The following is a 23,579-nucleotide window of genomic DNA, read 5'->3' on the forward strand; positions in this document are numbered from 1 at the left end:
AATCGGTCGAGGACTTATCCACACACTTAGCAACTGATCATGCAGATCCAGTTTTCAGGGAATAAAAGAAACCTTCTTGCTGATGATGGCAGGAAGGTTTTTTCGTGTAAATAAAGTAGTGGCAGGAAAACTAATACAGATCCGACGGCAAAGAGGGAAGGGGCATCCGGTGATTTCGGTGAAAATACCTTCGAATAACCGAGGGGAAAGTATCCATGTGGTTATCCAAAAAATGTTCGACCAAATATCGCTCAGTAAGTCCGTGAGACATCGTTAGCTCTCCCCACCACTCCGTTTCATAGCGGCAAAGCATGCTGAGTAAATAAAGCAGCAAGTAATGACTGGCCCATTCGGGAAGAGGTAGAGAAGAAGCAGAACCATTCCAAAAGAAGAGGACGTTCTGATGCAAACGAAATAACGGGTGTTGATCCAGTTCAGACAGGGCACACTGAGGAAGGGTCAGTTCCTTTATGTTTTTATTATCTACCGAGGCGATTTTTTCCAAGTTACAAACAGATGGAGCTAGCCGTCGAATGTACTGGATGAAGGTCTCGGTTGAAAAGGATAAGGGCCCATCCGTTTTTTCAGGAAAGGTAATGCGAACCAAATCATCCTGACTTACATGATCAATCTTTAACGTTAACCAGTTACGTGGTTTATCCGTCGCAAGTCCGTAACTATCGCTGACACTGGGGATGGATGAAAATAAGTTATGGACTGAATAGCGATCTTGTAACGGCGCAAGCTGGTACGCGTGAGCTAATTGCGCAAAAAAGCCTTCCTTTTGTGGACGAACTTCGTCCTCCATTAGCATATAGGCGTTTCGTTTAAGCTTTCGTGTCGTGACACCATGTTGAAGAACACGACTGTTTTGGGGATAATACGGATCACGAGTCAATAACATCGCCTTCAACAAGTGAGAGCATCCATAAAACAGCAGTAATGGCTGGATGGACAAGTCGGCAACAGCGGAAGTGGAATAAAAATGTCTGGCTTGTCTCCAGAGAAACAGGAAACGCGAGCTTTGTTGAAAAGCTAGTCGCTCGGCATGCTCAACACCCATGTTATGGTAGCAGGCAGCCAAATATTTACGTGCAGTTGGTTCTGTCTCAAAATAGCGTAATGTTTTCCAAGCGTTATCCATGATACCCACCTTTACCAATTTTCGTAATATGGTTAAGTTTCCCTGAACGTTTTTTGATTTATCTGTCTAATTGAATCTATAACCGAACAATATACTCATTTCTTGACAGTAAATTAAGCCGTTTGTTAAACTGTCTTAAACCATTCGCCGAGAGGAGCTTTCAACTGTGCGGGAAGACAAATTTGTTAAAGAGGGCTTAACGTTTGACGATGTATTGCTCATTCCAGGAAAATCTGAAGTTTTGCCAAGGGATGTTGATCTACGAGTACAATTGAGTGAGAATGTAAAGCTGAATATTCCTCTGATCAGTGCTGGTATGGACACCGTAACGGAGTCTGGACTTGCAATCGCCATGGCTCGCCAAGGTGGTATCGGGATTGTCCATAAAAACATGTCCATTGAGCAACAAGCAAGCGAAGTAGATCGTGTAAAACGCTCTGAAAGTGGCGTTATTACCAATCCATTCTCTTTGTCCCAAGAACATACCGTCGAAGAAGCGAATGCTCTCATGGGTAAATATCGTATCTCGGGTGTTCCGATTGTCGATGAGAATCAAAAACTGATCGGAATTCTCACTAACCGCGATCTGCGGTTTGTACATGACTTCTCCATCAAGATCAAAGATGTTATGACCAAGGAAAACCTGGTGACGGCTCCTGTCGGTACTACATTGCAACAGGCAGAATTGATTTTGCAACAACACAAGATCGAAAAGCTCCCGTTGGTGGATGAGAACAACACCCTGCGTGGACTCATTACGATTAAAGATATTGAAAAGGCAATTCAATACCCGAATGCAGCAAAAGATGCACAAGGCCGCTTGCTGTGTGGTGCTGCTGTTGGGGTATCTGCAGACACGTTTGAGCGTACAGCAGCACTTGTACAAGCTGGCGTGGACGTACTGGTGATCGATACGGCTCATGGGCATTCTAAAGGCGTAATTGAAACGGTAAGAGCAGTTCGCAATGAATACCCAACGCTCACAATCGTCGCAGGAAACGTGGCAACTGGACAAGCTACTCGCGATCTGATCGAAGCTGGCGCATCTGTGGTGAAGGTTGGTATCGGTCCTGGTTCCATTTGTACAACACGTGTCGTAGCAGGTATCGGTGTTCCTCAAATTACAGCGATCCACGATTGTGCGCAAGTAGCGCGAGAGTACAATATTCCAATTATTGCCGACGGCGGCATTAAATACTCCGGTGATTTGCCAAAAGCAATTGGTGCAGGTGCTTCTGTGATCATGATCGGCAGTCTGTTCGCTGGTACAGAAGAAAGCCCGGCGAATTTGAGATTTTCCAAGGTCGTCGTTTCAAGGTATATCGCGGAATGGGATCGATCGGCGCGATGAAAGCCGGCAGTAAGGACCGTTACTTCCAAGAGAACGCACAAAAGCTCGTTCCGGAAGGGATCGAAGGTCGTGTTCCTTACAAAGGCCCATTGGCCGATGTCACGTATCAGTTGATTGGTGGACTACGTGCAGGTATGGGATACTGCGGAGCGAAGACCATCGAAGATTTGATTCAAAACTCCCAGTTCGTTCGCATTACCGGCGCTGGCTTGCGTGAGAGCCATCCACACGATGTACAAATTACAAAAGAATCACCTAACTACTCGATTTCCTAAGCGAAGAATAGTACGGAAGACCTACGTCCCCTTTCTTTTAAAAAGAGAGGGGATTTTTGCTAGTGTCTAGTATGTGGAAATGGGAGGAAACACGCTTTAGCCACCCTGCAACCTATGGTACACTTACAATTGTGTGCTTGTTTCAAGAAAAAATAAAATCGACAGAAATAGGAGAGTGAGAGATTACATGAAGCGAAAGACATGGACAAAGCGATTGACAGGTCTGTTCCTTTCGGTCGCTGTTTTTGCTACAGCAATGGGAGGAATGGTTTCAAAGGTGGAAGCTGCCCCTGTAGCATCTCAAGCGAATTTACAACTGGAAGCGAAGTCTGCCATTCTTGTTGAGGCATCGACGGGAAGGGTTATCTATAGTAAAGATCCTGACGTAGCACTTCCGGTAGCTAGCATGAGTAAAATCATGTCTGAATACCTGGTTCAGGAAGCCGTCAAACAAAAGAAAATTAACTGGGATGATGTTGTCCCGGTAAGTGAGTATGCTTTTTATATCGCGAAAATTTCAGATTCGTCTGGCGTGTACCTGAATTTAGGTGAATCATTTACAGTTAAACAATTGTCAGAAGCGATGACAGTTGTTTCTGCTAACGACGCAACCGTACTTTTGGCAGAGAAGGTCGCAGGCAGTGAAGCTGCCTTTGTTGAAATGATGAACAAAAAAGCAGCAGAGCTTGGTATGAAAAATACGATGTTTGTCACTTCTACAGGTTTGCCAGCTAATGAGTTGGGCCCGTATTCAGTGAAAACCGATCAACCGGAAAATCTGATGTCGGCACGCGATTCGGCTATCCTCGCACGTGCTCTGATCCGTGATTTCCCTGAGGCATTGGAAGTTTCCAAAAAAACAAACTTCACATTCCGAACAGGTACCCCACAAGAGTGGAGCAAGAAAAGCTTCAACTGGATGCTGCCTGGTCTGATTAGCTACTATCCGGGCGTAGATGGATTGAAAACAGGGCATACACTTGCAGCAGGCTATTGCTTTACAGGGACGGCTGTTCGTGACAACATGCGTTTGATTAGTGTAGTAATGAATACAGATAGCAATACAAAGCGTTTCGCGGAGACAAGAAAACTGTTTGACTACGGTTTTAACAATTACAAACTGACGAAACAAATGGACAAGAATGTACCAGTTAAAGGGTTTGAAATAGCTCCTGTGAAAAACGGTGTAGAGGTAACAGTTCCAGCCGTTACAGGTAGCGAAGTAAATATGATTTCAAAGATCGGTACCGATGCAAAATTCACACCAACTGTTACCTTCCAGGATCTGACCGCGCCAATTACACAAGGACAGGTTGTCGGTAAGATCGTATTGAAAGAAGAAGGCGTGAAGGATACGGATTATCTGCAGCCTGAAGATGCGACAAAAGCAGGTGTTGATGTAGTAGCTGGACAGGCAGTAGAGGAAGCCAGCTGGATTCGTCTGTTCTTCCGTAGCATCATTGAGTTTTTCAGCAATTTGTTTAGCAGTGGGACAGGAAATTAAATAACTGTTGTTTTCCCCTACATCTATCGTTTACAATGACGGTAACAAGAACCATAACAGTGCATAACAGTTTCGGTTCTGACTCATGATGTAGGGGGTAATGACATGGTACAAGTAGGAACATCCCGCGTAAAAAGAGGTATGGCTGAAATGCAAAAAGGCGGCGTTATTATGGACGTCGTAAATGCTGAACAAGCGAAAATTGCAGAAGCAGCGGGTGCTGTTGCTGTAATGGCTTTGGAGCGTGTACCGTCTGACATTCGTGCAGCTGGTGGAGTTGCGCGCATGGCGGACCTTAGCATTGTAGAGGAAGTACTGAATGCTGTTTCGATCCCTGTTATGGCAAAAGCTCGTATCGGTCATTTTGTTGAAGCGCGTGTTCTTGAGTCTCTGGGTGTAGATTATCTCGATGAGAGTGAAGTACTCACTCCGGCAGATGACTTGTACCATATCAATAAAAAAGAGTTCACTGTACCGTTTGTATGTGGCGCCCGTGATCTGGGTGAAGCTCTCCGCCGTATCGGGGAAGGTGCATCCATGATCCGCACAAAAGGTGAGCCAGGAACCGGAAACATTGTAGAGGCTGTTCGTCACATGCGTACGATGATGTCCCAAATCCGCAAAGTGCAAGCCATGTCTTACGATGAACTGATGGCGGAAGCCAAGAACCTGGGTGCCCCATACGAACTGCTTGAAGCAGTACACAAAACAGGTAAGCTGCCAGTCGTAAACTTCGCAGCAGGTGGAGTAGCAACACCAGCAGATGCTGCCCTGATGATGCAATTGGGCTCCGATGGCGTGTTTGTTGGCTCTGGTATCTTTAAATCAGAGAATCCAGAGAAGTTTGCTCGCGCGATTGTGGAAGCGACTACCCACTACACAGATTACGAACTGATTGCTCGCGTATCCAAAGGCTTGGGAACGGCAATGCCAGGAATCGAAATCTCCAAAATTCGTGAAGCTGATCGCATGCAAGAGCGCGGCTGGTAAGGTGAGTAGCATGAAAATCGGCGTACTCGCTCTACAAGGAGCTGTAGCAGAACATGTGCGACTGCTAGAAGAAGTTGGTGCCACAGCCATCTCGGTCAAAAAGGTAGAAGAACTGGATGACCTCGACGGGCTGGTCATTCCCGGCGGAGAGAGCACCACGATTAGCAAGCTGATGCACAAGTACGGATTCATGGAGGCGGTTCAAGAGTTCGGTAAGGCGAACAAGCCGATCTTCGGAACTTGCGCAGGAGCGATCCTTCTGGCAAAACAGATTCAAGCCCAAGATGATTGCCATCTAGGGTTGATGGACATCAAAGTCGAGCGGAATGCTTTTGGTCGCCAAAAGGAGAGCTTTGAAGTCTTGATGCCTGTTGCGGGTGTGGCGGCTGATTACCCGGCAGTGTTCATCCGGGCACCGTATATCATGGAAGTGGGAGAGAACGGTCAAGTCTTGGCCAAGCACGAAGACAAGATTGTTGTCGCCCGAAGCGGTCACTATTTGGCAGCAGCCTTTCACCCAGAATTGACTGAAGATACAAGACTGCACAAATACTTCCTCGACATGGTCAAGGAATATAGAAGCTAGCTGTCATACCGGAAGATCGGCCGTCAAAAAGGCGCCGATCTTCTTTTTTTCTGTAAAGATCGAGGTGGGCTGCTCTTTACATACGTATAGAACCTGTAGTACAGTTAACAATAATAGTATTCATGAATGAGAATGCGATGATGAGAACAAGTACTTCACAAGAGCCAGGCCTAGAGAGTCGGTGGTAGGTGCAAACCGATCCGGTTATGTGAAGGAATCCATCTCGGAGTGGTAAAGGAACAATAACTTTGCCCGGAACCGTCCCGTTATGACGGAAGAGTGGGCATATGCATGAAGGATTGCTGCATGTGTCAACGAGGGTGGCAACGCGGGTATACAACACTCGTCCCTTACCAGGGGACGGGTGTTTTTTGTTTTTTTTCAATACGATTCGGAGGGATTTACACATGTTGGACGTAAAAGTATTACGCCAGGATTTGGAAGAAGTAAAACGCCGTTTGGCTCACCGTAATGAAGATATTTCTGCGTTGGATCAATTCGTAGAAGTAGATGAAAAGCGTCGCCAAGTCATCCAAGAAGCAGAAGCGCTGAAAAATAAGCGTAACACGGTATCCGAGCAAGTAGCAGTTATGAAACGCAATAAGGAAAATGCAGACCATCTGATCGCTGAAATGAAAGAAGTAAATGAACGCATCAAGGCTTTGGATGAAGAGCTGCGCCAACTGGATGAGCAGCTGGAGTTCATTTTGCTGAGCCTCCCGAACCTGCCGCACGAAAGCACGCCGATCGGTACGACAGAAGACGATAACGTGATGGCCTGGACATGGGGAGATCCACGTGCATTTGACTTCGAGATTAAGCCTCACTGGGAGCTGGCTAGCCAAGCAGGCATCCTCGACTTTGAAACGGCGGGAAAGGTAACAGGAAGTCGTTTTGTTTTCTATAAAGGTTTGGGCGCACGTCTGGAGCGCGCACTGATGAACTTCATGATGGATCTGCACTCGAATGAGCATGGCTATGAAGAAGTGATCCCACCGTATATCGTCAACCGTACGAGCATGACGGGAACGGGTCAATTGCCTAAGTTCGAAGAGGATGCATTCAAAATCGAGGGACCAGATTACTTCCTGATTCCAACTGCAGAGGTGCCTGTCACCAATATGCATCGAGATGAGATCATGGATGGAACGGATCTCCCTCGCTACTACACTGCTTTCAGCGCATGTTTTCGTTCGGAAGCGGGTTCTGCTGGCCGTGATACGCGTGGGTTGATTCGTCAGCATCAATTCAACAAAGTTGAGCTGGTGAAATTCGTGAAACCAGAAGAGTCTTATGACGAACTCGACAAACTGGTGAAAAACGCTGAAAAAGTGCTTCAACTGCTTGGACTGCCATACCGTGTCCTGAGCATGTGCACAGGCGATTTAGGATTTACAGCTGCGAAGAAATTCGACCTGGAGGTTTGGATTCCAAGCGGCGGCACATACCGTGAAATCTCGTCTTGCTCGAACTTTGAAGATTTCCAAGCGCGCCGTGCCAATATCCGTTTCCGTCGCGATACGAAATCGAAGCCGGAATTTGTGCATACATTGAATGGTTCTGGTTTGGCGATTGGACGTACAGTAGCAGCGATCTTGGAGAACTACCAAGAGGCAGATGGAGCAATCGTAATTCCAGAAGTTCTTCGTCCGTACATGGGCGGAGTAGAAAAGATCGCACCGAGGTAATAAGCGAGAGATGTAGAAAAGCAGCTCTTGATCCATAACGGGTCAAGGGCTGTTTTATTTTGTGTACTAATACAGGTGGAATTTTTTAAAAAACGTGTTGCACTGTACTAATCTCTGTTATATAATAAAAACAAATTTTAAGAATATTGTTTTAATACAGAAATGGAGGAATGGAGAATGAACTGCTATCGGTGTGAAGGAAACGGAGAACAAAATTGCCCAAAATGTGGAGGCGTTGGTCATGATGCCAACGGAGCGGCTTGCCACAATTGCTTGGGAGATGGGCATGTATGCTGCAGCCATTGCAGTGGCAGCGGGTATCAGGAGTAAGAACATTTTTTTTGCTCTTGCTGTTATATAATAAAAAACATTTTATCGATCTGTACCATAATAACTTTGAAGTGAGGGAGGAGGAGCTGTTTTGACGACCGTACCAACGAATCCATATCCGCTGGAGGTGCAGATTTCAGGTGAGATGCACCCCGGTTATCAAGATATCCTGACACCAGAAGCGATTCAGTTCGTGATGAAGCTAGAGCAAAGGTTTGGTGACAGACGAAAACAATTGTTGGATAAACGCGTGGAGCGTCAATTGCAGATCGATGCAGGTCAACTGCCCGATTTTCTACAGGAAACAGCGGACATTCGTAAAGGAGGTTGGACTGTTGCTCCATTGCCCAAAGATTTGCAAGACAGACGGGTGGAGATTACGGGACCTTCGGGTGATCGGAAAATGGTCATCAATGCACTGAACTCAGGTGCTCGGCTTTTCATGGCTGATTTTGAGGACGCGAACTCACCGACCTGGGAGAACACCATACAAGGTCAAATCAACATGAAGGATGCGGTACGCCGCAATATCTCTTACATCAGCCCGGAAGGCAAATCATACACCCTCAATGAAAAGACAGCGGTTTTGATCGTGCGTCCTCGTGGCTGGCATCTTGAAGAAAAACACATCCTCCTTGATCAAAAACCGATCTCCGGCAGCCTGCTTGACTTCGGACTTTACTTTTACCACAACGTAGATGCTCTTATCGCGAATCAGACAGCACCGTATTTCTACTTACCGAAACTGGAGAGCCATTTGGAGGCTCGCCTCTGGAACGACGTCTTCCTTTTTGCGCAGGATGAATTAAATATTCCACGCGGCACGATTCGCGCGACAGTATTGATCGAAACGATTCTCGCAGCTTTTGAAATGGATGAGATTCTGTACGAGCTACGCGAGCATAGTGCAGGGCTGAATTGCGGACGTTGGGATTACATTTTCAGCTATATCAAAAAGCTGCGGAATCAGCCTGATGTCATTACACCGGATCGCGCCCAAGTAACCATGACAGTTCCGTTCATGAAAGCATACACCACGCTGGCCGTGAAGACTTGTCATAAACGGATGGCACCTTGCATTGGCGGAATGGCTGCACAAATTCCGGTGAAAAATGACCCGGTACAAAATGCAGAAGCCATCGCCAAAGTGCGCGCTGACAAAGAGCGGGAAGCGTACGATGGACATGATGGGACGTGGGTTGCTCACCCAGGGCTAGTACCGGTAGCCATGGAAGTGTTCGATCGCTTGATGAGAGAGCCGAACCAAATCTGGTACAAACGTGAAGATGTAGACGTATCTGCTAGTCACCTGCTGGCAGTCCCAGAGGGCACGATTACAGAAGCCGGTGTCCGTACGAACATAAGCGTAGGCATACAGTACATCGAGGCTTGGTTGCGAGGTTCTGGCGCTGTGCCGATCAACAATCTGATGGAGGATGCGGCTACAGCAGAAATTTCGCGGGCACAAGTCTGGCAATGGATGCGTCATCGTCACGGAGTCTTGCAGGATGGTAAAAAGGTGACGGAAGGCTTGGTAAAGCAGTGGCTGAGTGAGGAGCTGCAAGCGATCAAGCAAGCAATTGGCCAGGAGAGGTACGACAACAGTAAGTATCCCATTGCGGGTGATCTGTTCTTGCAATTGGTAACGACAGAAGATTTCGAAGACTTTCTGACGGTACCGGGTTATCGCTATTTGTAAAAAACAAAAAGAGTGGGGGAAATGAAAATGACGAAAGTAAACAAGCAAGAAGCGATTCAACAAGTGGAGCAAAGCTGGCAGGGGGAGCGGTTTCAGGGAATTAACCGTCCGTATACGGCAGAAGATGTCGTTCGTTTGCGCGGCTCTGTACAAATCGAACATACGCTGGCTCGTCTGGGAGCAGAGCGTTTGTGGGGCCTCTTGCATACCGAGCACCATATTAAAGCGTTGGGGGCTTTGACCGGGAATCAAGCGATTCAGCAAGTAAAGGCAGGATTAAAAGCGATTTATTTGAGTGGCTGGCAGGTAGCGGCCGATGCCAATCTGTCTGGTCAGATGTATCCTGATCAAAGCCTCTACCCGGCAAACAGTGTTCCCCAAGTTGTAAAAAGAATTAATCAGGCATTGCAACGGGCTGATCAGATCGATCAATCAGAAGGTGGTACCGAGACGAATTGGTTTGCACCGATCGTAGCAGATGCAGAAGCCGGCTTCGGTGGGCCACTGAACGTTTTCGAATTGATGAAGGGTATGATTGAAGCGGGCGCAGCAGGGGTGCATTTTGAAGACCAGCTGGCTTCCGAGAAAAAATGCGGCCATATGGGTGGGAAGGTATTGATTCCGACGCAAGCAGCCGTCCGTAACCTGATTTCCGCACGATTTGCGGCAGATGTGATGGGGGTTCCAACGATTATCGTGGCACGCACCGATGCCAATGGCGCTTTCCTGATCACTAGCGACATCGACGAGCAGGATAAACCATTCCTGACGGGTGAACGAACAGCAGAAGGCTTCTTCCGTTTGCGTGGTGGATTGGATGCAGCGATTGCTCGTGGACTGGCGTACGCTCCCTATGCAGATTTGATCTGGTGCGAGACTTCTGAGCCGAATTTGGAGGAAGCACGTCGTTTTGCAGAAGCGATCCATGCCAAATACCCGGGTAAGCTGTTAGCGTACAATTGCTCTCCTTCTTTTAACTGGAAAAAGAAGCTGGATGAACAGACCATCGCTCGCTTCCAGGAAGAGATCGGCGAGATGGGCTACAAGTTCCAATTTGTCACACTTGCTGGCTTCCACTCCCTGAATTACGGCATGTTTGAACTGGCGCGCGGCTATCGTGATCGTGGGATGGCTGCCTACTCTGAATTACAGCAAGCTGAATTCGCCAGTGAAGTAAATGGCTATACGGCAACTCGTCATCAGCGTGAAGTCGGAACGGGTTATTTCGATGAGGTTGCGCAAGTTATCTCGGGCGGCAATTCCTCCACGACTGCACTCAGCGGGTCGACGGAAGAGGAGCAATTCGCCCATAATTAAATAGGAAAAGCGAAGGACTAGGTGGTTCTCTGATAATCAGAGGGCCACTTTTTGCGTTCACGTCTATTTTTCATAGAGTCTTAATAGCTTTTTAACAACGCATTTATATCAGTTTCATTTTTGTTGTTTACGATTAGCTTAGGAAAAACAAAGGAATCAAACACAAATAAAAACGAAAAGGGGCCTTAAAGATGAAAGGGAACCAGTTAAGCTGGAAACGAACCGTTGTTGTCATGACATCCGTTTTTCTGCTTGCGGGATGTGCCACTGAAACGAAATCAGGCACTTCTCTGGATACGTCGCAATTGACCCTGGATCAAATCGTGGAAAAAGCAAAGCAGGAGGGCGAAGTCAACTCCGTGGGTATGCCGGACACGTGGGCAAACTGGGGAGAGACTTGGGGCAATCTCGCAAAGCAATACGGCTTGAAGCATACGGACACAGACATGTCGAGCGCAGAAGAATTGGCTAAGTTTGAAGCAGAAAAAGAAGACGCCACAGCAGATATCGGTGACGTAGGCATCGCTTTTGGACCGTTAGCCAAGCAAAAAGGGCTAACGTTGCCATACAAAACCTCTTATTGGAACGACATTCCCGACTGGGCAAAAGATAATGAAGGACATTGGTTGCTGGGTTATACCGGAACACTGGCCTTTATCACTGACAAGACAAAGGTGCAAAATCCTCCCAAGACTTGGGCAGATTTGAAAAACGGCAGCTTCAAGATCGCGATCGGCGATGTTATGAAAGCGAATCAGGCACAGTTTGCTGTACTGGCCGCGGCCTATGCTAATGGAGGAGATGAGAAAAATATTCAGCCCGGCATAGACTTTTTCGCTGAGTTGGCAAAAAACAAGCGGCTCAGTACGAGCGATCCGAGCCTTGCCAATCTAGAAAAGGGTGAGGTCGAAGTCGCTATCTTGTGGGACTTCAACGCGCTCGGGTACCGGGACAAAATCGATAAAAACCGCTTTGATGTCCTGATCCCGGAGGAAGCATCAGTCAGCAGCGGGTACGCAACTGTTATCAATAAGTACGCCAAGCACCCGCACGCGGCCATGCTGGCTCGGGAATACATTCTCTCCGACGCTGGACAGTCCAATCTGGCTCGTGGCTATGCTCGACCGATTCGTGCTAATGCCAAGCTGGATGAATCTGCTAAAGCCATGCTGCTCCCTGATGAAATGTATAAAAACGCACGTCCGGTGGGCGATTTGACTGCTTGGGAAGAGACAACCAAAAAATTGCCGCAGTTATGGCAAGAGCAGGTGTTAATCCATGTGCGCTAGTAAGCTCGCCATGATTGTGCTCGACGGATTGAGATTTGATACAGCCGTCTCGCACATGGGGTACCTACATCACCTGGTCGAGTACGGCATCGCGGCTCGCTTTCAGGTACGATCGGAACTGCCCAGTCTCTCTCGTCCTTTGTACGAGGTTCTTTTAACGGGAACCCCTGTGTGGAAAAACGGAATTTCTAGCAATCAGGCGGTTCGGCTTTCGCACCAGGAGAGTCTCTTTCACCTGACGCGGAAAAATGGGATATCCAACGCTGCTGCCGCTTATTGCTGGGTAAGCGAGCTTTACAACAAGGCCCCGTTCAGTCCGTTTCACGACCGAATCCAATTGAACACCGACAAGCCGATACAACACGGGATGTTCTACTGGGAAGATCACTATCCGGATACACACTTGTTTGCTGACGCCAACTTTTTATTGAATGGATACAATCCAGATTTTCTTTACGTCCACTCCATGAATATCGACGATGACGGACATAAGCATACGGCCGATTCCGCACGATATCGAAATCGCGTTCTGGCGGCAGATTCGATACTGGCAAATGTGCTTCCTGCGTGGATCGATGCGGGTTATCAAATCATCGTAACAGCCGATCATGGGATGACAGCTGATGGAAATCATGGCGGCACTTCTAGCGCTGACCGGGATGTCCCCTTGTTTGTCATCAGCAACCTGGTATCTCCGGGTATTCGCGAGGAGGCAATTCCGCAATTGCAGGTGGCTCCGCTTGCCTGCCATTTGCTTGGCATCTCCCCCTCGAAAGAGATGCAGCCATTGAACGTAGGAGGGCTGAGTAAGACGTCTCCCTAAGGGGGCGTCTTTTCCTCTAAGAAAGGAGCTTTTGCGATGAAACGATTTGTCAGTGTGCTTTGGGTTACGACGATTCCGTTCTTTGCAATGATCGCTCTGTTTCTCCTCGTCCCATTGCTTTCCATGATCGGAGGGAGCTTTCAGGCCGAGGGGGGCGGCGGTTTTACTATTAGTCACTATCGTGAGATTTTTTCAAATCCGTACTACTTGCAGGCTTTTGAGAACAGCGTGCTCATCTCATTCCTGTCTGCTCTCATTGGAATCGTCGTTGCTGTTTTTGCTGCCTATGGGATTACCCGGTTCCCGCAATCTCTGCAACAGCGAATTCTTGTCATTACGAACCTAACCTCCAATTTTGCGGGGATTCCGCTCGCCTTTGCCTTCATTGTCCTGTTGGGAAACAGTGGATTGTTTGTTTTGCTCGCGAAGCAACTGGGCATTGTTTTTAGTCAATCATTTACTCTGTATTCGTGGAGCGGCTTGACGCTTGTTTATATTTATTTTCAACTGCCTCTGGCGGTAATGCTTTTATATCCCCTGTACAACGCTGTTCAGAAACAATGGATGGAAGCGGCAGAGTTGCTTGGGGCCAGTCCTTCGAAGTTTTGGTTGAGAATCGGTTTTCCGGTACTGCTTCCTGGCATCGTTGGCACATTCAGCATTTTGTTTGCCAACGCAATGGGTGCCTATGCTTCTGCCTACGCGCTCACCGGGAGCAACTACAATCTGGTACCCATTCGGATTGGTGCGCTAGTATCTGGCGACATTTTTGCCAGACCCGAGCTGGGTAGCGCACTTGCGGTACTGCTCGGTCTGACGCTTGCCGCTGCCCTGCTCGTGAACGAGTGGCTGACGCGGAAGATTCGGAGGGATTTGTCTTGAAGCGGATTAGTTTGCCATCCTTGTCGTTTACGTTGCTCATGCTGTATTTGTTTTTGCCTGTCGCAGCTACCGTACTTTATTCACTGGCAACTGAGTGGAACAGCACAGTTTTGCCGGAAGGACTCACAGGAAAATGGTTCGCGGAGCTGTATGCTGATCCCCGTTTCTTGCAAGCATTCGGGCGTTCTTTTCTGCTCAGCTTTCTGACGACTGTCGTTGCCGTCGTCATTATTGTTCCTGCTGTATTCTCCATTATCGTCTACGCACCCCGGATGGAGAGGCTGGTTCAGATTTTGGTGATGCTGACCTATGCCGTTCCGGGTGTCATTATGGCTGTCGGATTGATCCGTACTTATTCAGGAAACGGAATTCCAATGGTCATCATCACAGCCGGTGCGTATTTGGTCGGTTTGCTCCCGTATCTGTATCAGGGAACGCGCAACAGTCTGCTTGCCTTGCAGGCACGTTCGTTGATGGAGGCAGCCGAGCTATTGGGTGCGAGTCACTGGCAGGCGTTCGTACGGATTATCGTTCCGAATATCATGTCTGGAATTTTCGTGTCCTCACTCCTGTCGTTCTCCATTTTGTTTGGTGAATTCGTATTGATTAACATCCTGGTGGGAGGAAGATACGAAACCCTGCAGATGTATCTATACGCTAAGCTATCGTCAAGTGGGCATGTCGCCAGCGCGATTACCGTCACTTATTTTGTCCTGATGGCTATCATCACTGGCCTGGTTGTAAAATTCACGCGCCGAAGCTTCGCACGCAAGGAGGTTCCCTGATGAGCTACGTCCAAATCGAACACCTGTCCAAAACCTTTCACGGTCAACACGTGTTGCAGCAACTTGATCTTTCGATTGAAAAAGGTGAGCTGGTTACCTTGCTTGGCCCTAGCGGGTGTGGCAAAAGTACGCTGTTACGCATCCTCAGTGGTTTGACGGCTCCTGATACGGGCATGATCTACATTGACGGCAAAGATGTGACGGACGTGTCGCCAAAAAACAGGCAGATCGGCATGGTGTTCCAATCGTATGCGCTCTTTCCCAATCTTACGGTCAGTCAAAACATTGCCTTTGGCCTGGAAATGAACAAAATCTCGAAAACGGAGATTAGGCTCCGTGTCCAGGAAATGATTGAGCTGGTGGGATTGGTGGGAAAGGAGCAGGCTTACCCGCGTGAATTGTCTGGTGGGCAGCAGCAGCGTGTGGCACTTGCCCGTTCTCTGGTCACTCGGCCAAAAGTGCTTTTGCTCGATGAGCCGCTTAGTGCGCTTGATGCCCAGATTCGTAAAAATTTGCAAAAGCAGTTACGCACGATCCAACGAGAGTTAAACATGACGACTGTGCTGGTTACTCACGATCAGGAAGAAGCAATGGCTGTCAGTGACCGCATCTATATCATGAATGGTGGACGAATCGTTCAGCACGGCAGTCCTCAAGAGATTTACACGCAACCTCGCTCTGAATTTGTCGCTCGCTTCATTGGCAATTACAACGTGCTGACTGCCGAGCAGCTTAGCCAAATCGCGCCTCATTTGTCTCATCCGGCAGTTGAACGTTTTGCAATCCGTCCCGAGACGTTTCGCGAACAGCCTCTGACTGGGGAGGACATCTGCTTGACCGGGAATATCGCTCAAGTAACCATGCTCGGCAACATTTCCCGTTATGAACTGAACGTTGGTGATGTTCCTGTGTTGGTGGACACTCTTCACCTGTCCTTCGAGCAGGAGCAGATAGGCGCAACAAAAACATTGTATTTAGGTCCCAAGGATGTGATTCCGCTTTATGACACTATTGCCTGAAGAACGACAGCAAGTGATACTAGACGAATTGAACCGCCACGGTAAAATTCAGGTGATGAGTCTAGCAAAAAACCTGGCAGTAACACCGGAGACAATACGTCGTGATCTGGACCAATTGGAACAGCAACGTTTGTTAAAACGAGTGTACGGAGGAGCTATCCCTTATCATTTGGTAAAGCGTGAGCCGCACTTTGAAAAGAAACAGGCGATTCAACAGGCGGCAAAAACGAAAATTGGGCAAATCGCAGCAGAACTTTTGTCTGACGGGGATACCATCGCGCTCGATGTCGGGACGACAACACTGGAATTGGCACGTGCGATAAAGGGCCTCAATCAATTAACGATTGTCACGAATTCGCTCCCCGCCGCTTCTTTACTAAACGAGCTGTTGGAAGCGAATCAATTCAACGGTCAGGTCATTATGCTGGGGGGGCTGACCCATCCGGGCCAACAATCGGTTGCCGGGGCGTTTACCTGCGAGCTGCTCTCTCGTTTTCATTTTGATAAAGCGTTTATTTCCTGTGGAGGAATGACGGCTGATGGCTTCACCGACTATGACATGGAAGAAACGCTGTGCTCGACCATGATGGTACAGCGGGCAGAGCAAGTCTATGTATTGGGAGACACAACCAAGATCGGCCAAACGCAATTTTTTCGTATTTGCGGCTGGCAGGATGTCAGCGCGGTTGTTTGTGACCAGCCGATGCCGGATGAATGGATTTCGTCTGGCATTCAAACTACCTGGATAAGCGAACATCCGGGAAGGAGAGACTTCACATGCTAATCGACTATCATCTTCATCTGGAAGAAGGGCCTTTTTCATTGCGTTGGCTCGACCGTACCAATGTGGCCCTCGACCACTTTTATCCGCTTACTGAACCTCGACATACCCGCGCCTGGCTTCTGGACAGTCTTGCGCGATTAAATAATCGCATGTCTCTGGGGTGCTACGACCCGTCCTGGATCGATCTGTATTTACGTGAAGCGTTAAACAAAGGCTTGAAGGAAGTGGGGATTGTCGATCATTTATACCGCTTTCGTGAAGCTCGTCCCTACTTTGAACGGTATCTAGACCTCAGTGATACCGATTTGGGTCGCTTGCAGCGCACTTGGCTTGATCAAGTATGCACCGAGAGCCTCAGCGACTTTTGTGTCGCCATCGAGGCAGCAAAGCAGCGTTGGTCGGCAAGCGGTGTGGAGTTGCGGCTGGGGATCGAAGCGGATTACTTTATCGGCGGCGAAGCAGAATTGGAAAGCTTGTTGGCAGGCGCTTCGTGGGATTATGTGATCGGTTCTGTTCATTTTATGCAAGGATGGGGCTTTGACAATCCCGAGACTCGTCATCTATTTGAGCAGCATGACCTGAAACAGTTATACGCGGACTTTTTCCACACGGTTGAGTCCATGATCAGGAGCAACTTATTTGATTTTGTTGCCCATCTGGACAATCTGAAAGTGTTCTCCTATCGCCCTGAGGAATCAGAGATAGTTCCCTATTACCACCGGATCGCAACTGCTTTGAGAGAAACGGATACAGCGACCGAAATCAATGCAGGCCTGTACTACCGCTATCCCGTTAAGGAAATGTGCCCCAGCCCCGCTTTCCTCGACGTTCTGGTGGCGCATGGTGTTCCACTGACACTCTCGTCCGACGCGCACTTTCCCGACGATATTGGGAGATACGTGGCGGAGAATCTGGAAGTTCTTCGTTCAAAAGAGGTAACGGAGATTGCCACTTTTTCCGGTCGTCAACGGATCATGAAGCTAATTCTTTTTGAATCAGTTATTCCAGACGAGGGCTGCTTGTGAAAAGCAGCATGTTTTGAGCAAAATATTTTTTAAAATGCAAAGAACCTTGGAATGCCAAGGTTTTTTTGTTATCTTCCACATTCGACTTGTATTTGCCGAAAAATGGATATACACATATAATAAGAAAGTAGGTGATCATACTTGTCCCCGTAGCTCAGCAGGATAGAGCAACGGTTTCCTAAACTGTAGGTCGGAGGTTCGAATCCTCTCGGGGACGCCATCGAAGAAAAAACCTTGGGGCATCAAGGTTTTTTCTTTTTTTTGTTGAGATGTGTAGCATGCCTGAAATGTATAGCGTCTATCCAATGACGAACGAAATAAGGGGGGATTTCCTTTGAAAAATGTGATTGTAGGATGTATGGCTATGGTCTTGGCGGTTTACTTAAGCGGATGCAGCTCAGATGCGGTCGTACAAAAGCAGACTGCCGCGCCACCTGCAAAAGAAGTAACGAACGCTGGCACAGAACAGGAACAAAAACAATCGGTCGACAACTCTTCAACCTATAACCAAATCGCAAGCTATATGGAAGAAGAGAGCAAGAAAGCTTTCTCCCCCTACTATGAACTGCTGGAGTTTACCTTATCGGACTATGAAGAGAAATCAGGGGACGGAAAAGTAGAAGCGACATTCGCGTATCAAGTGAAATACAAAAACTTTGAGAAAGACCCTGACACCGTAGAATACATCAAAGTCGCAAAAGAAAAGAACGATCCCAACTACCAACAGCTGTATGATGAATATTTGCAGCCCAAGGACATGAATTTTCAATTGAAGGCTATCGTTGAAGGTGCAGACTCCATAACGCTTTACACCAACGTGAGTCCAAAAGGAATTCAATGGGAGAAGGTAGTTATGTCTGATTTCATCCTGCAGAAATAGGATAGCGACTTGACCGCAGGACCGCGTGGTTACGCGGTCTTATTCATTTTTCTCACACCAGTACTCGTACTCATTGTCGATCCAATCTTTGATATGTTCGTAATTCTCCCAAGTATCTTCGACGTGATACACACTCGGTTCACAATCAAACGCTTCTAGATAATGATAGCGATACTCTCCAGTATCGAAATCGAAGTAAAACATCGCGAACTGGTTCCCTTCTTCATTCAGCATGTCTTTAGCAAATACTCCACCCGTCTTCTCATAGACCTCAGGACCAGTCATCTTCCTTTGTTTAAAATCAGCGATGAGGTTTTCGAAACTCTTTTGAAAATCCTCGCTAATCATATCCTTTTCAATCAACCAGCCTATGAAAAACCCTGTATGTACATATGCCTGTTTTTGAGGAAGATCCTCCTCAAAGTTTTCGTAATGATATTTCGCTTTATCGTAAACCGTTGTCACTAGCAAATCCTCTCTTTCTAGGTTCCTATTTTCCAAAAATTATACAGGATAGATTTCATGGTAAAAAGTCAAAAAAGGATGAAGTAGGAAGGAGAGGAATTTTGTAGCGTTAATACGATGTGCAGTGGTAGTATTTAACTGTTATTTAGAGAGAGAACCATTGGTTGGTTCATAGAGGGGTCATATTTCATGCGGAAATTGCTTGCCTATTTTATTAGCACTGTAATGATTAGTCTAGTAATCCTTCCTGTAGAGCCTGCGTCATCTAGAGGCTCAAGTTCATCTAGCTCCAGTAGTTCAGGCAGAAGCTCAGGTTCGTCTAGCACCAGCTCATATTCGTCCGGCAAAAGTTCAGGCTCATCGAGTACCAGCTCATATTCGTCCGGCAGAAGTTCAGGCTCATCGAGTACCAGGTCATCCTCATCTAGCAAAAGCTCGTACTCTTCAGGAAAAAGCTCAGGCTCAACCAGCAAAAGTTCAAGCTCCACGATAAAAAGCGCAAAACCATCAAGTGGTTTCAAATCATCCAAGCCAGTTAAATTCAAAAAGCATGACGATGACGACGATGATGAAGAAAACGTGGAAGAAGATTCAAGCCAAGAAGAGGAGACGAGCGAAGAAGCTGCTGCGGAAGAGGAAAGAATCAAGCGGTCCGAACTCTTAATCCAAATCGATAGCGGTATTGGACCATACCATTTACAACCGAATCAATATTATCAAACGACCATTTGGGGTGACCCAACTCATAATGGCCCCCTATACTTTACCGTACATAATAACGGACAGTTAGAAGAGATAGATGAGAGTGAGATAAATGGGGCAACAGTCTTTAACATCCCATACAATTTCGATCCCACACCATTTGAAAAAGAGTTTTATCTTAATAGCCTGCCAACCAATCAAATCTATGTGGCATCCTTTCAATATCAGGATATTTACATGTTTTTAGACCCGGATGGTATCATTCATTGGCTCCCTAAATATGAAGCCTTAGAGAAAAACCTCCCCATCATAGAAGCAAAAGAGGTACTGCTTTCAGAGCAAACACTGGAAATGCACAGCAACGAAATGGCCTTGCATAATTTCCCGAAAAACAAAGTCTATCGGAAGAGTATCAATAGGATTCCGAGGTATTTTCTTTTTAACAATGAAGAAAATATTCAGTTAGTAGGGAAAAATGAAAGTAAGAACTATGAAGTTTTGGAATATGACCAAATGATTGATCCGACTTCTCCTGATCTTATGGAAGATATAAAAGAAAAAATCCAAGACTCAGGTGTCCCGACAGGATACATATATCAGATGACAGTGAACAATGCCCCGCGACATTTTATCTATTATGGAAGCCGTTCCGTAGGGTTTGTAAAGAACCTGTCGTCTGTTAAAGAAAACTATAAGGTTCGTGATTTCGAACAAGTTGTCCAAAAGATGCGGGAAGAAAAACAAGCGGAAGAGAAAAGGCAAACGACCTGGAAGCTGTATTTGATTACAGCGGGCACGATTATGCTCGGGATTTTTCCTTTATCTTATTGGTTTATGAATAGAAAAAGAAAGAAGAAGAAGCAACCTCCAAACAAGATCATTACGAAAAATACGAAAAGTACGAGAAAGAAAAAGAATGTAAAGCCTGTAAAGCCTGTAAAGCCAGAAAGAACACCGATTCAACAGCCCCTACCCAAAAAGAAAGAAATAAGAATAGAAGAAAAAAAGAAGAATGACGGCGGACTGTTTCAGCAATTTGAAGCCGCAAACAAAAAAGAACAGCCAAAAAGCTCTGGAAGCGCGCTATTTGATCAATTTAATTCCTCAAAATAGAGACTATTAAAAAGCAAAGCCCGTCCTCACCTAGCTGGAGACGGGTTATTCATCATGAGGATTTCCTCTGTTTCTTTGTGAACTCGGAGAATGGTCAGAATTTTTCGGGTATGATAGAATGGTTTACCAACAAATGTGAATGGAGGGAGCATGTCGGATGCAAAATGATAAGCGAATCAAATTCATCAACCCTGAAACAATGCCACCTACGTTTGGCTACACCCATGCGGTGGAGGTTCGGAACGCACGGACGATTTATGTATCGGGTCAGGTGGCTCTCAACAGGGAAGGCCAACTGGTCGGCACAGGCGATTTAGCCGCACAGACAAAACAAGTTTTCGAAAATATCCAATTCGCGCTAGAAGCGTCAGGAGTCAGCTTTGACCATGTGGTGAAATTGACTTTTTTCGTGACTGACATCTCCAAGATGCACATTGTCCGTGAGATTCGAGATCAGTACGTGAATACAGAAACCCCGCCAGCGAGCTCTGCCGTTGAAGTGAGCAAGCTCATCAGGGACGAGCTGTTGATTGAGATTGAGGCCATCGCCGTTGCAGATATATAGTTGTCTCATCCCCCTTCTGTTCGATTATTCATCGTTCAGGAGGGTTTTTTTGTGCTCTTTTGGGAAGATTATGGAGCGAGATAAGCGGATCGACAATGGTACGTGTCGGCTCTAAATCTTTTGCTATTGGAGTTGGTTGCATGCATTATATCATCGCAGGAATAGGTTTGATTACGGTATTTTTGCTTGCTTGGTTGGCAAGTAGTAATAAAAAGCGCATTCGGTATCGCCCTATCCTCATCATGATTCTGATTCAGATCGTATTTGGATTGCTGCTGTTGCGAACCAGTATTGGACTCATTTTAATATCAGGCATTGCCAGCAGCTTTTCTGTACTCCTGGAGTATGCTTACGAGGGGATCAATTTTGTTTTCGGTGGCATTGCGAATCCGGGTGCGTCGCCGTTTTTCTTGCAAGTTTTGCTCCCGATTGTGTTCGTATCCGCACTGATAGGCATTCTGCAATACACGAGGATCCTCCCTTTATTTATTCATTATGTAGGACTCGTATTGAGCAAAGTGAATGGAATGGGAAAATTGGAGTCGTATAATGCGATTGCTTCGGCGATCGTCGGGCAGTCTGAAGTGTTTATTACCGTGAAAAAACAGCTCAGTGCCATACCTGAAAACAGGTTGTACACGCTGTGCGCCTCTGCGATGTCAACCGTGTCTATGTCGATTGTGGGTTCCTTCATGACCATGCTCAAACCGGAGTATGTAGTAGCTGCGTTGGTGCTCAACTTATTTGGTGGTTTTATCATTGCTTCTATTATTAATCCGTATGAAGTGAAGCCGGAAGATGATTTGCTCGATCAAGAAAAAGAAGAGAAACAGGCCTTCTTTGAAATGCTTGGGGAGTACATTCTGGATGGATTTAAAGTAGCCGTGGTTGTTGCCGCGATGTTGCTCGGATTTATTGCAATCATTGCGATGGTGAACGGGTTATTCAGTGCGGTGTTCAGTATTTCGTTCCAAGCGTTGTTAGGGTACGTCTTTGCACCCCTCGCCTTTCTTATGGGGATTCCTTGGCATGAAGCTGTACAAGCAGGAAGTATCATGGCCACCAAAATTGTGGCGAACGAGTTCGTCGCCATCCTCGATTTTACGAAGATTCAAGGTCAGTTGAGCGAAAGAACGGTCGCCATCGTGTCTGTGTTTTTGATTTCGTTTGCGAACTTTGGCTCCATCGGGACAATTGTTGGCGCGGTAAAAGGCTTGAATGAAAGGCAAGGAAATGTCGTCGCCCGGTTTGGACTGAAGCTGTTGTATGGGGCAACACTCGTCAGTATTTTGTCAGGAATTATCATCAGCATTGTGGTGTGAAGGGGACCCTTTCGGGGGTCTTTTTTTGTTAGATGTGGTTTCGTAACTAAATGAAGGGGAGCTGCGTCTATCAAGTGAGATATTCGTCTTTGTTTCTCGGATCGTATCCTTCATCAAAGGAATGAGAATCACGGTTGTTACGTTCTATGAGGACTCTCTGCTTCCGATGCTTGGCAATCCAATCGATGATGGCTCCAATCAGCAAGAGACCTCCGAAAATAAGTAAGACGAGTAACCAGAGTGGCATTCATACAACACCTCACTTTTACTAAAAGATACGTCTTACCAGTGACGAAGTTGCGATGAGACCATTCAAGAGGAGATAAGGGAGTGAAGTCGGTTGAGAAAATGGGTGTGTATAACCGTAGTGGCAGGTTTGATTGTGGGAGGCTGTTCACCTGATACGAGCGTATCAACAGATTCTAAACAACAACCTGTTACCGAGCAGAAGCAAGAGGCGGGAAATAGCGGGGGTGACCAAAAGCAAGAGAAGCAAACCGCTACCGTGCGTCAAATTAATCTGGATGGGCAATTTTTGCAGATGCTTGCCAAAAACGAAATCAGTGGCTTTGATATCCACATCGGGATGAAGCGGGATGAGGTTTCTGCGCTATACGGCAAGGTAACGAAACAAGATTATTGGGATGGCGGACGCTATGAAGTCTTTGAGAAGCTAGAGAGTGCACTCATTTATTTTGATGGGCAAGATCGAGTGTATGGAATTGATTTGGCTGGTCTTCATCTAAATGAAACGAATCTGGACACGATCCGTAAAAATCTGGGGGCGCCTGTCAGTGAAGATAAGAGCATGGCCGATCAGGATTATGTCATGTTTTTTGAAGCGGGAGATAACTCCGTTTTTATTAGTGCAAAGGACGAGCAATCACCAGCAGATAAAATAAGAATCATCAATAAAAAAATGATCGAGGAGTCGCCGCAGAAAGAATAAAGAGAAAAAGCCAGTCAGAAGGCTCGAATAGGACCTTTGAAGTGACCCCATAAAGTTGGACACGTATTATATTTAAGCAATCTGAAGGGTTT

At 46.8% G+C, this 23,579-nt stretch carries 22 protein-coding genes, 1 tRNA gene, 1 pseudogene and 1 other annotated feature; of the genes and pseudogenes, 20 read left to right on the forward strand and 4 right to left on the reverse strand.

Going from position 1 to position 23,579, the window contains the following annotated elements:
• Positions 1-130: 130 nt before the first annotated feature.
• Entirely contained in the window at positions 131-1,144 is a 1,014-nt protein-coding gene (locus ACQ5DJ_RS28620; RefSeq protein ID WP_429845408.1) for a YaaC family protein, read from the reverse strand.
• Between the two features lie 166 nt (positions 1,145-1,310).
• Here ACQ5DJ_RS28620 and guaB point away from each other — a divergent pair.
• The 16 genes and pseudogenes from guaB to ACQ5DJ_RS28700 all read left to right on the forward strand — a co-directional run bounded on the left by guaB (position 1,311) and on the right by ACQ5DJ_RS28700 (position 18,371).
• Positions 1,311-2,770 (forward strand): annotated as a pseudogene (guaB, locus tag ACQ5DJ_RS28625) (IMP dehydrogenase).
• Between the two features lie 187 nt (positions 2,771-2,957).
• Positions 2,958-4,274, forward strand: coding sequence for a D-alanyl-D-alanine carboxypeptidase family protein (locus ACQ5DJ_RS28630; protein WP_429845409.1), 1,317 nt, complete (start codon positions 2,958-2,960; stop codon positions 4,272-4,274).
• 105 nt (positions 4,275-4,379) lie between these two features.
• Positions 4,380-5,264 (forward strand): pyridoxal 5'-phosphate synthase lyase subunit PdxS, encoded by an 885-nt coding sequence (gene pdxS, locus ACQ5DJ_RS28635; protein WP_069852468.1) that lies wholly within the window; start codon positions 4,380-4,382, stop codon positions 5,262-5,264.
• A 10-nt stretch (positions 5,265-5,274) separates the two neighbouring features.
• A complete protein-coding gene (gene pdxT, locus ACQ5DJ_RS28640; RefSeq protein WP_429845410.1) occupies positions 5,275-5,850 on the forward strand; it encodes a pyridoxal 5'-phosphate synthase glutaminase subunit PdxT in 576 nt (191 codons plus the stop codon).
• Positions 5,851-5,978: 128 nt separating this feature from the next.
• Positions 5,979-6,204 (forward strand) — a binding site (T-box leader).
• 53 nt (positions 6,205-6,257) lie between these two features.
• A complete protein-coding gene (gene serS / locus ACQ5DJ_RS28645) occupies positions 6,258-7,538 on the forward strand; it encodes a serine--tRNA ligase (protein WP_429845411.1) in 1,281 nt (426 codons plus the stop codon).
• 421 nt (positions 7,539-7,959) lie between these two features.
• Positions 7,960-9,567 carry a malate synthase A gene (gene aceB / locus ACQ5DJ_RS28650; RefSeq protein WP_429845412.1) on the forward strand — a complete coding sequence of 536 codons (1,608 nt, stop codon included), beginning with the start codon at positions 7,960-7,962 and terminating at the stop codon, positions 9,565-9,567.
• Positions 9,568-9,594: 27 nt separating this feature from the next.
• Positions 9,595-10,884 (forward strand): isocitrate lyase, encoded by a 1,290-nt coding sequence (gene aceA, locus ACQ5DJ_RS28655; RefSeq protein ID WP_429845413.1) that lies wholly within the window; start codon positions 9,595-9,597, stop codon positions 10,882-10,884.
• Between the two features lie 191 nt (positions 10,885-11,075).
• The gene (locus ACQ5DJ_RS28660) at positions 11,076-12,173 is read left to right on the forward strand and encodes an ABC transporter substrate-binding protein (RefSeq protein ID WP_429845414.1); all 1,098 of its coding nucleotides are present in this window, start codon (positions 11,076-11,078) and stop codon (positions 12,171-12,173) included.
• Positions 12,163-12,996: an alkaline phosphatase family protein gene (locus tag ACQ5DJ_RS28665; protein ID WP_429845415.1), complete on the forward strand. Its 834-nt coding sequence runs from the start codon at positions 12,163-12,165 to the stop codon at positions 12,994-12,996. Before ACQ5DJ_RS28660 ends, ACQ5DJ_RS28665 begins: the two co-directional genes overlap by 11 nt.
• A gap of 36 nt (positions 12,997-13,032) precedes the next feature.
• Complete coding sequence (locus ACQ5DJ_RS28670; protein ID WP_429845416.1) at positions 13,033-13,878, forward strand: ABC transporter permease; 846 nt, start codon at positions 13,033-13,035, stop codon at positions 13,876-13,878.
• The gene (locus ACQ5DJ_RS28675) at positions 13,875-14,663 is read left to right on the forward strand and encodes an ABC transporter permease (RefSeq protein WP_429845417.1); all 789 of its coding nucleotides are present in this window, start codon (positions 13,875-13,877) and stop codon (positions 14,661-14,663) included. The genes ACQ5DJ_RS28670 and ACQ5DJ_RS28675 overlap by 4 nt, the downstream gene beginning before the upstream one ends.
• Positions 14,663-15,682, forward strand: coding sequence for an ABC transporter ATP-binding protein (locus ACQ5DJ_RS28680; RefSeq protein WP_429845418.1), 1,020 nt, complete (start codon positions 14,663-14,665; stop codon positions 15,680-15,682). Before ACQ5DJ_RS28675 ends, ACQ5DJ_RS28680 begins: the two co-directional genes overlap by 1 nt.
• On the forward strand, positions 15,666-16,466 hold the full coding sequence (locus ACQ5DJ_RS28685) for a DeoR/GlpR family DNA-binding transcription regulator (RefSeq protein ID WP_429845419.1): 801 nt from the start codon (positions 15,666-15,668) through the stop codon (positions 16,464-16,466). The genes ACQ5DJ_RS28680 and ACQ5DJ_RS28685 overlap by 17 nt, the downstream gene beginning before the upstream one ends.
• Positions 16,460-17,491: a histidinol phosphate phosphatase domain-containing protein gene (locus tag ACQ5DJ_RS28690; protein ID WP_429845420.1), complete on the forward strand. Its 1,032-nt coding sequence runs from the start codon at positions 16,460-16,462 to the stop codon at positions 17,489-17,491. The genes ACQ5DJ_RS28685 and ACQ5DJ_RS28690 overlap by 7 nt, the downstream gene beginning before the upstream one ends.
• A 143-nt stretch (positions 17,492-17,634) precedes the next feature.
• A tRNA-Arg gene (locus ACQ5DJ_RS28695) sits at positions 17,635-17,711 on the forward strand.
• 123 nt (positions 17,712-17,834) lie between these two features.
• Positions 17,835-18,371 (forward strand): hypothetical protein, encoded by a 537-nt coding sequence (locus tag ACQ5DJ_RS28700; RefSeq protein WP_429845428.1) that lies wholly within the window; start codon positions 17,835-17,837, stop codon positions 18,369-18,371.
• Positions 18,372-18,410: 39 nt separating this feature from the next.
• On the opposite strand, the gene ACQ5DJ_RS28705 is transcribed toward ACQ5DJ_RS28700, so the two are convergent.
• Together ACQ5DJ_RS28705 and ACQ5DJ_RS28710 are read right to left on the reverse strand one after the other, a co-directional pair.
• A complete protein-coding gene (locus ACQ5DJ_RS28705) occupies positions 18,411-18,836 on the reverse strand; it encodes a hypothetical protein (RefSeq protein ID WP_429845421.1) in 426 nt (141 codons plus the stop codon).
• Between the two features lie 206 nt (positions 18,837-19,042).
• Complete coding sequence (locus tag ACQ5DJ_RS28710) at positions 19,043-19,357, reverse strand: hypothetical protein (RefSeq protein ID WP_429845422.1); 315 nt, start codon at positions 19,355-19,357, stop codon at positions 19,043-19,045.
• A 58-nt stretch (positions 19,358-19,415) separates the two neighbouring features.
• Here ACQ5DJ_RS28710 and ACQ5DJ_RS28715 point away from each other — a divergent pair, with 58 nt between their 5' ends.
• The 3 genes from ACQ5DJ_RS28715 (at position 19,416) to ACQ5DJ_RS28725 (ending at position 22,538) form a co-directional block, all read left to right on the forward strand.
• Entirely contained in the window at positions 19,416-20,651 is a 1,236-nt protein-coding gene (locus ACQ5DJ_RS28715) for a hypothetical protein (protein WP_429845423.1), read from the forward strand.
• Between the two features lie 157 nt (positions 20,652-20,808).
• Positions 20,809-21,216, forward strand: coding sequence for a RidA family protein (locus ACQ5DJ_RS28720; RefSeq protein ID WP_429845424.1), 408 nt, complete (start codon positions 20,809-20,811; stop codon positions 21,214-21,216).
• Positions 21,217-21,356: 140 nt separating this feature from the next.
• Positions 21,357-22,538: a NupC/NupG family nucleoside CNT transporter gene (locus ACQ5DJ_RS28725; protein ID WP_429845425.1), complete on the forward strand. Its 1,182-nt coding sequence runs from the start codon at positions 21,357-21,359 to the stop codon at positions 22,536-22,538.
• 70 nt (positions 22,539-22,608) lie between these two features.
• Here ACQ5DJ_RS28725 and ACQ5DJ_RS28730 read toward each other — a convergent pair whose 3' ends face one another.
• Positions 22,609-22,785 (reverse strand): hypothetical protein, encoded by a 177-nt coding sequence (locus ACQ5DJ_RS28730; RefSeq protein ID WP_429845426.1) that lies wholly within the window; start codon positions 22,783-22,785, stop codon positions 22,609-22,611.
• 93 nt (positions 22,786-22,878) lie between these two features.
• On the opposite strand from ACQ5DJ_RS28730, the gene ACQ5DJ_RS28735 reads away from it, so the two are divergent.
• Positions 22,879-23,487 carry a hypothetical protein gene (locus ACQ5DJ_RS28735; RefSeq protein WP_429845427.1) on the forward strand — a complete coding sequence of 203 codons (609 nt, stop codon included), beginning with the start codon at positions 22,879-22,881 and terminating at the stop codon, positions 23,485-23,487.
• The last annotated feature ends 92 nt before the right edge of the window (positions 23,488-23,579 follow it).

Source organism: Brevibacillus sp. FIR094 (genome assembly GCF_050477165.1).
GTDB lineage: Bacteria > Bacillota > Bacilli > Brevibacillales > Brevibacillaceae > Brevibacillus.

What these genes read in the sequence shown, in the direction of transcription:
- ACQ5DJ_RS28690 (WP_429845420.1), top strand. Translation starts at nt 16,460, where the DNA reads ATGCTAATCGACTATCATCTTCATCTGGAAGAAGGGCCTTTTTCATTG.
- ACQ5DJ_RS28725 (WP_429845425.1), top strand. Translation starts at nt 21,357, where the DNA reads ATGCATTATATCATCGCAGGAATAGGTTTGATTACGGTATTTTTGCTT.
- pdxT (WP_429845410.1), top strand. Translation starts at nt 5,275, where the DNA reads ATGAAAATCGGCGTACTCGCTCTACAAGGAGCTGTAGCAGAACATGTG.
- ACQ5DJ_RS28730 (WP_429845426.1), bottom strand. Translation starts at nt 22,785, where the DNA reads ATGCCACTCTGGTTACTCGTCTTACTTATTTTCGGAGGTCTCTTGCTG.
- ACQ5DJ_RS28685 (WP_429845419.1), top strand. Translation starts at nt 15,666, where the DNA reads ATGACACTATTGCCTGAAGAACGACAGCAAGTGATACTAGACGAATTG.
- aceA (WP_429845413.1), top strand. Translation starts at nt 9,595, where the DNA reads ATGACGAAAGTAAACAAGCAAGAAGCGATTCAACAAGTGGAGCAAAGC.
- ACQ5DJ_RS28630 (WP_429845409.1), top strand. Translation starts at nt 2,958, where the DNA reads ATGAAGCGAAAGACATGGACAAAGCGATTGACAGGTCTGTTCCTTTCG.
- serS (WP_429845411.1), top strand. Translation starts at nt 6,258, where the DNA reads ATGTTGGACGTAAAAGTATTACGCCAGGATTTGGAAGAAGTAAAACGC.
- ACQ5DJ_RS28620 (WP_429845408.1), bottom strand. Translation starts at nt 1,144, where the DNA reads ATGGATAACGCTTGGAAAACATTACGCTATTTTGAGACAGAACCAACT.
- pdxS (WP_069852468.1), top strand. Translation starts at nt 4,380, where the DNA reads ATGGTACAAGTAGGAACATCCCGCGTAAAAAGAGGTATGGCTGAAATG.
- ACQ5DJ_RS28720 (WP_429845424.1), top strand. Translation starts at nt 20,809, where the DNA reads ATGCAAAATGATAAGCGAATCAAATTCATCAACCCTGAAACAATGCCA.
- ACQ5DJ_RS28665 (WP_429845415.1), top strand. Translation starts at nt 12,163, where the DNA reads ATGTGCGCTAGTAAGCTCGCCATGATTGTGCTCGACGGATTGAGATTT.
- ACQ5DJ_RS28660 (WP_429845414.1), top strand. Translation starts at nt 11,076, where the DNA reads ATGAAAGGGAACCAGTTAAGCTGGAAACGAACCGTTGTTGTCATGACA.
- ACQ5DJ_RS28670 (WP_429845416.1), top strand. Translation starts at nt 13,033, where the DNA reads ATGAAACGATTTGTCAGTGTGCTTTGGGTTACGACGATTCCGTTCTTT.
- ACQ5DJ_RS28680 (WP_429845418.1), top strand. Translation starts at nt 14,663, where the DNA reads ATGAGCTACGTCCAAATCGAACACCTGTCCAAAACCTTTCACGGTCAA.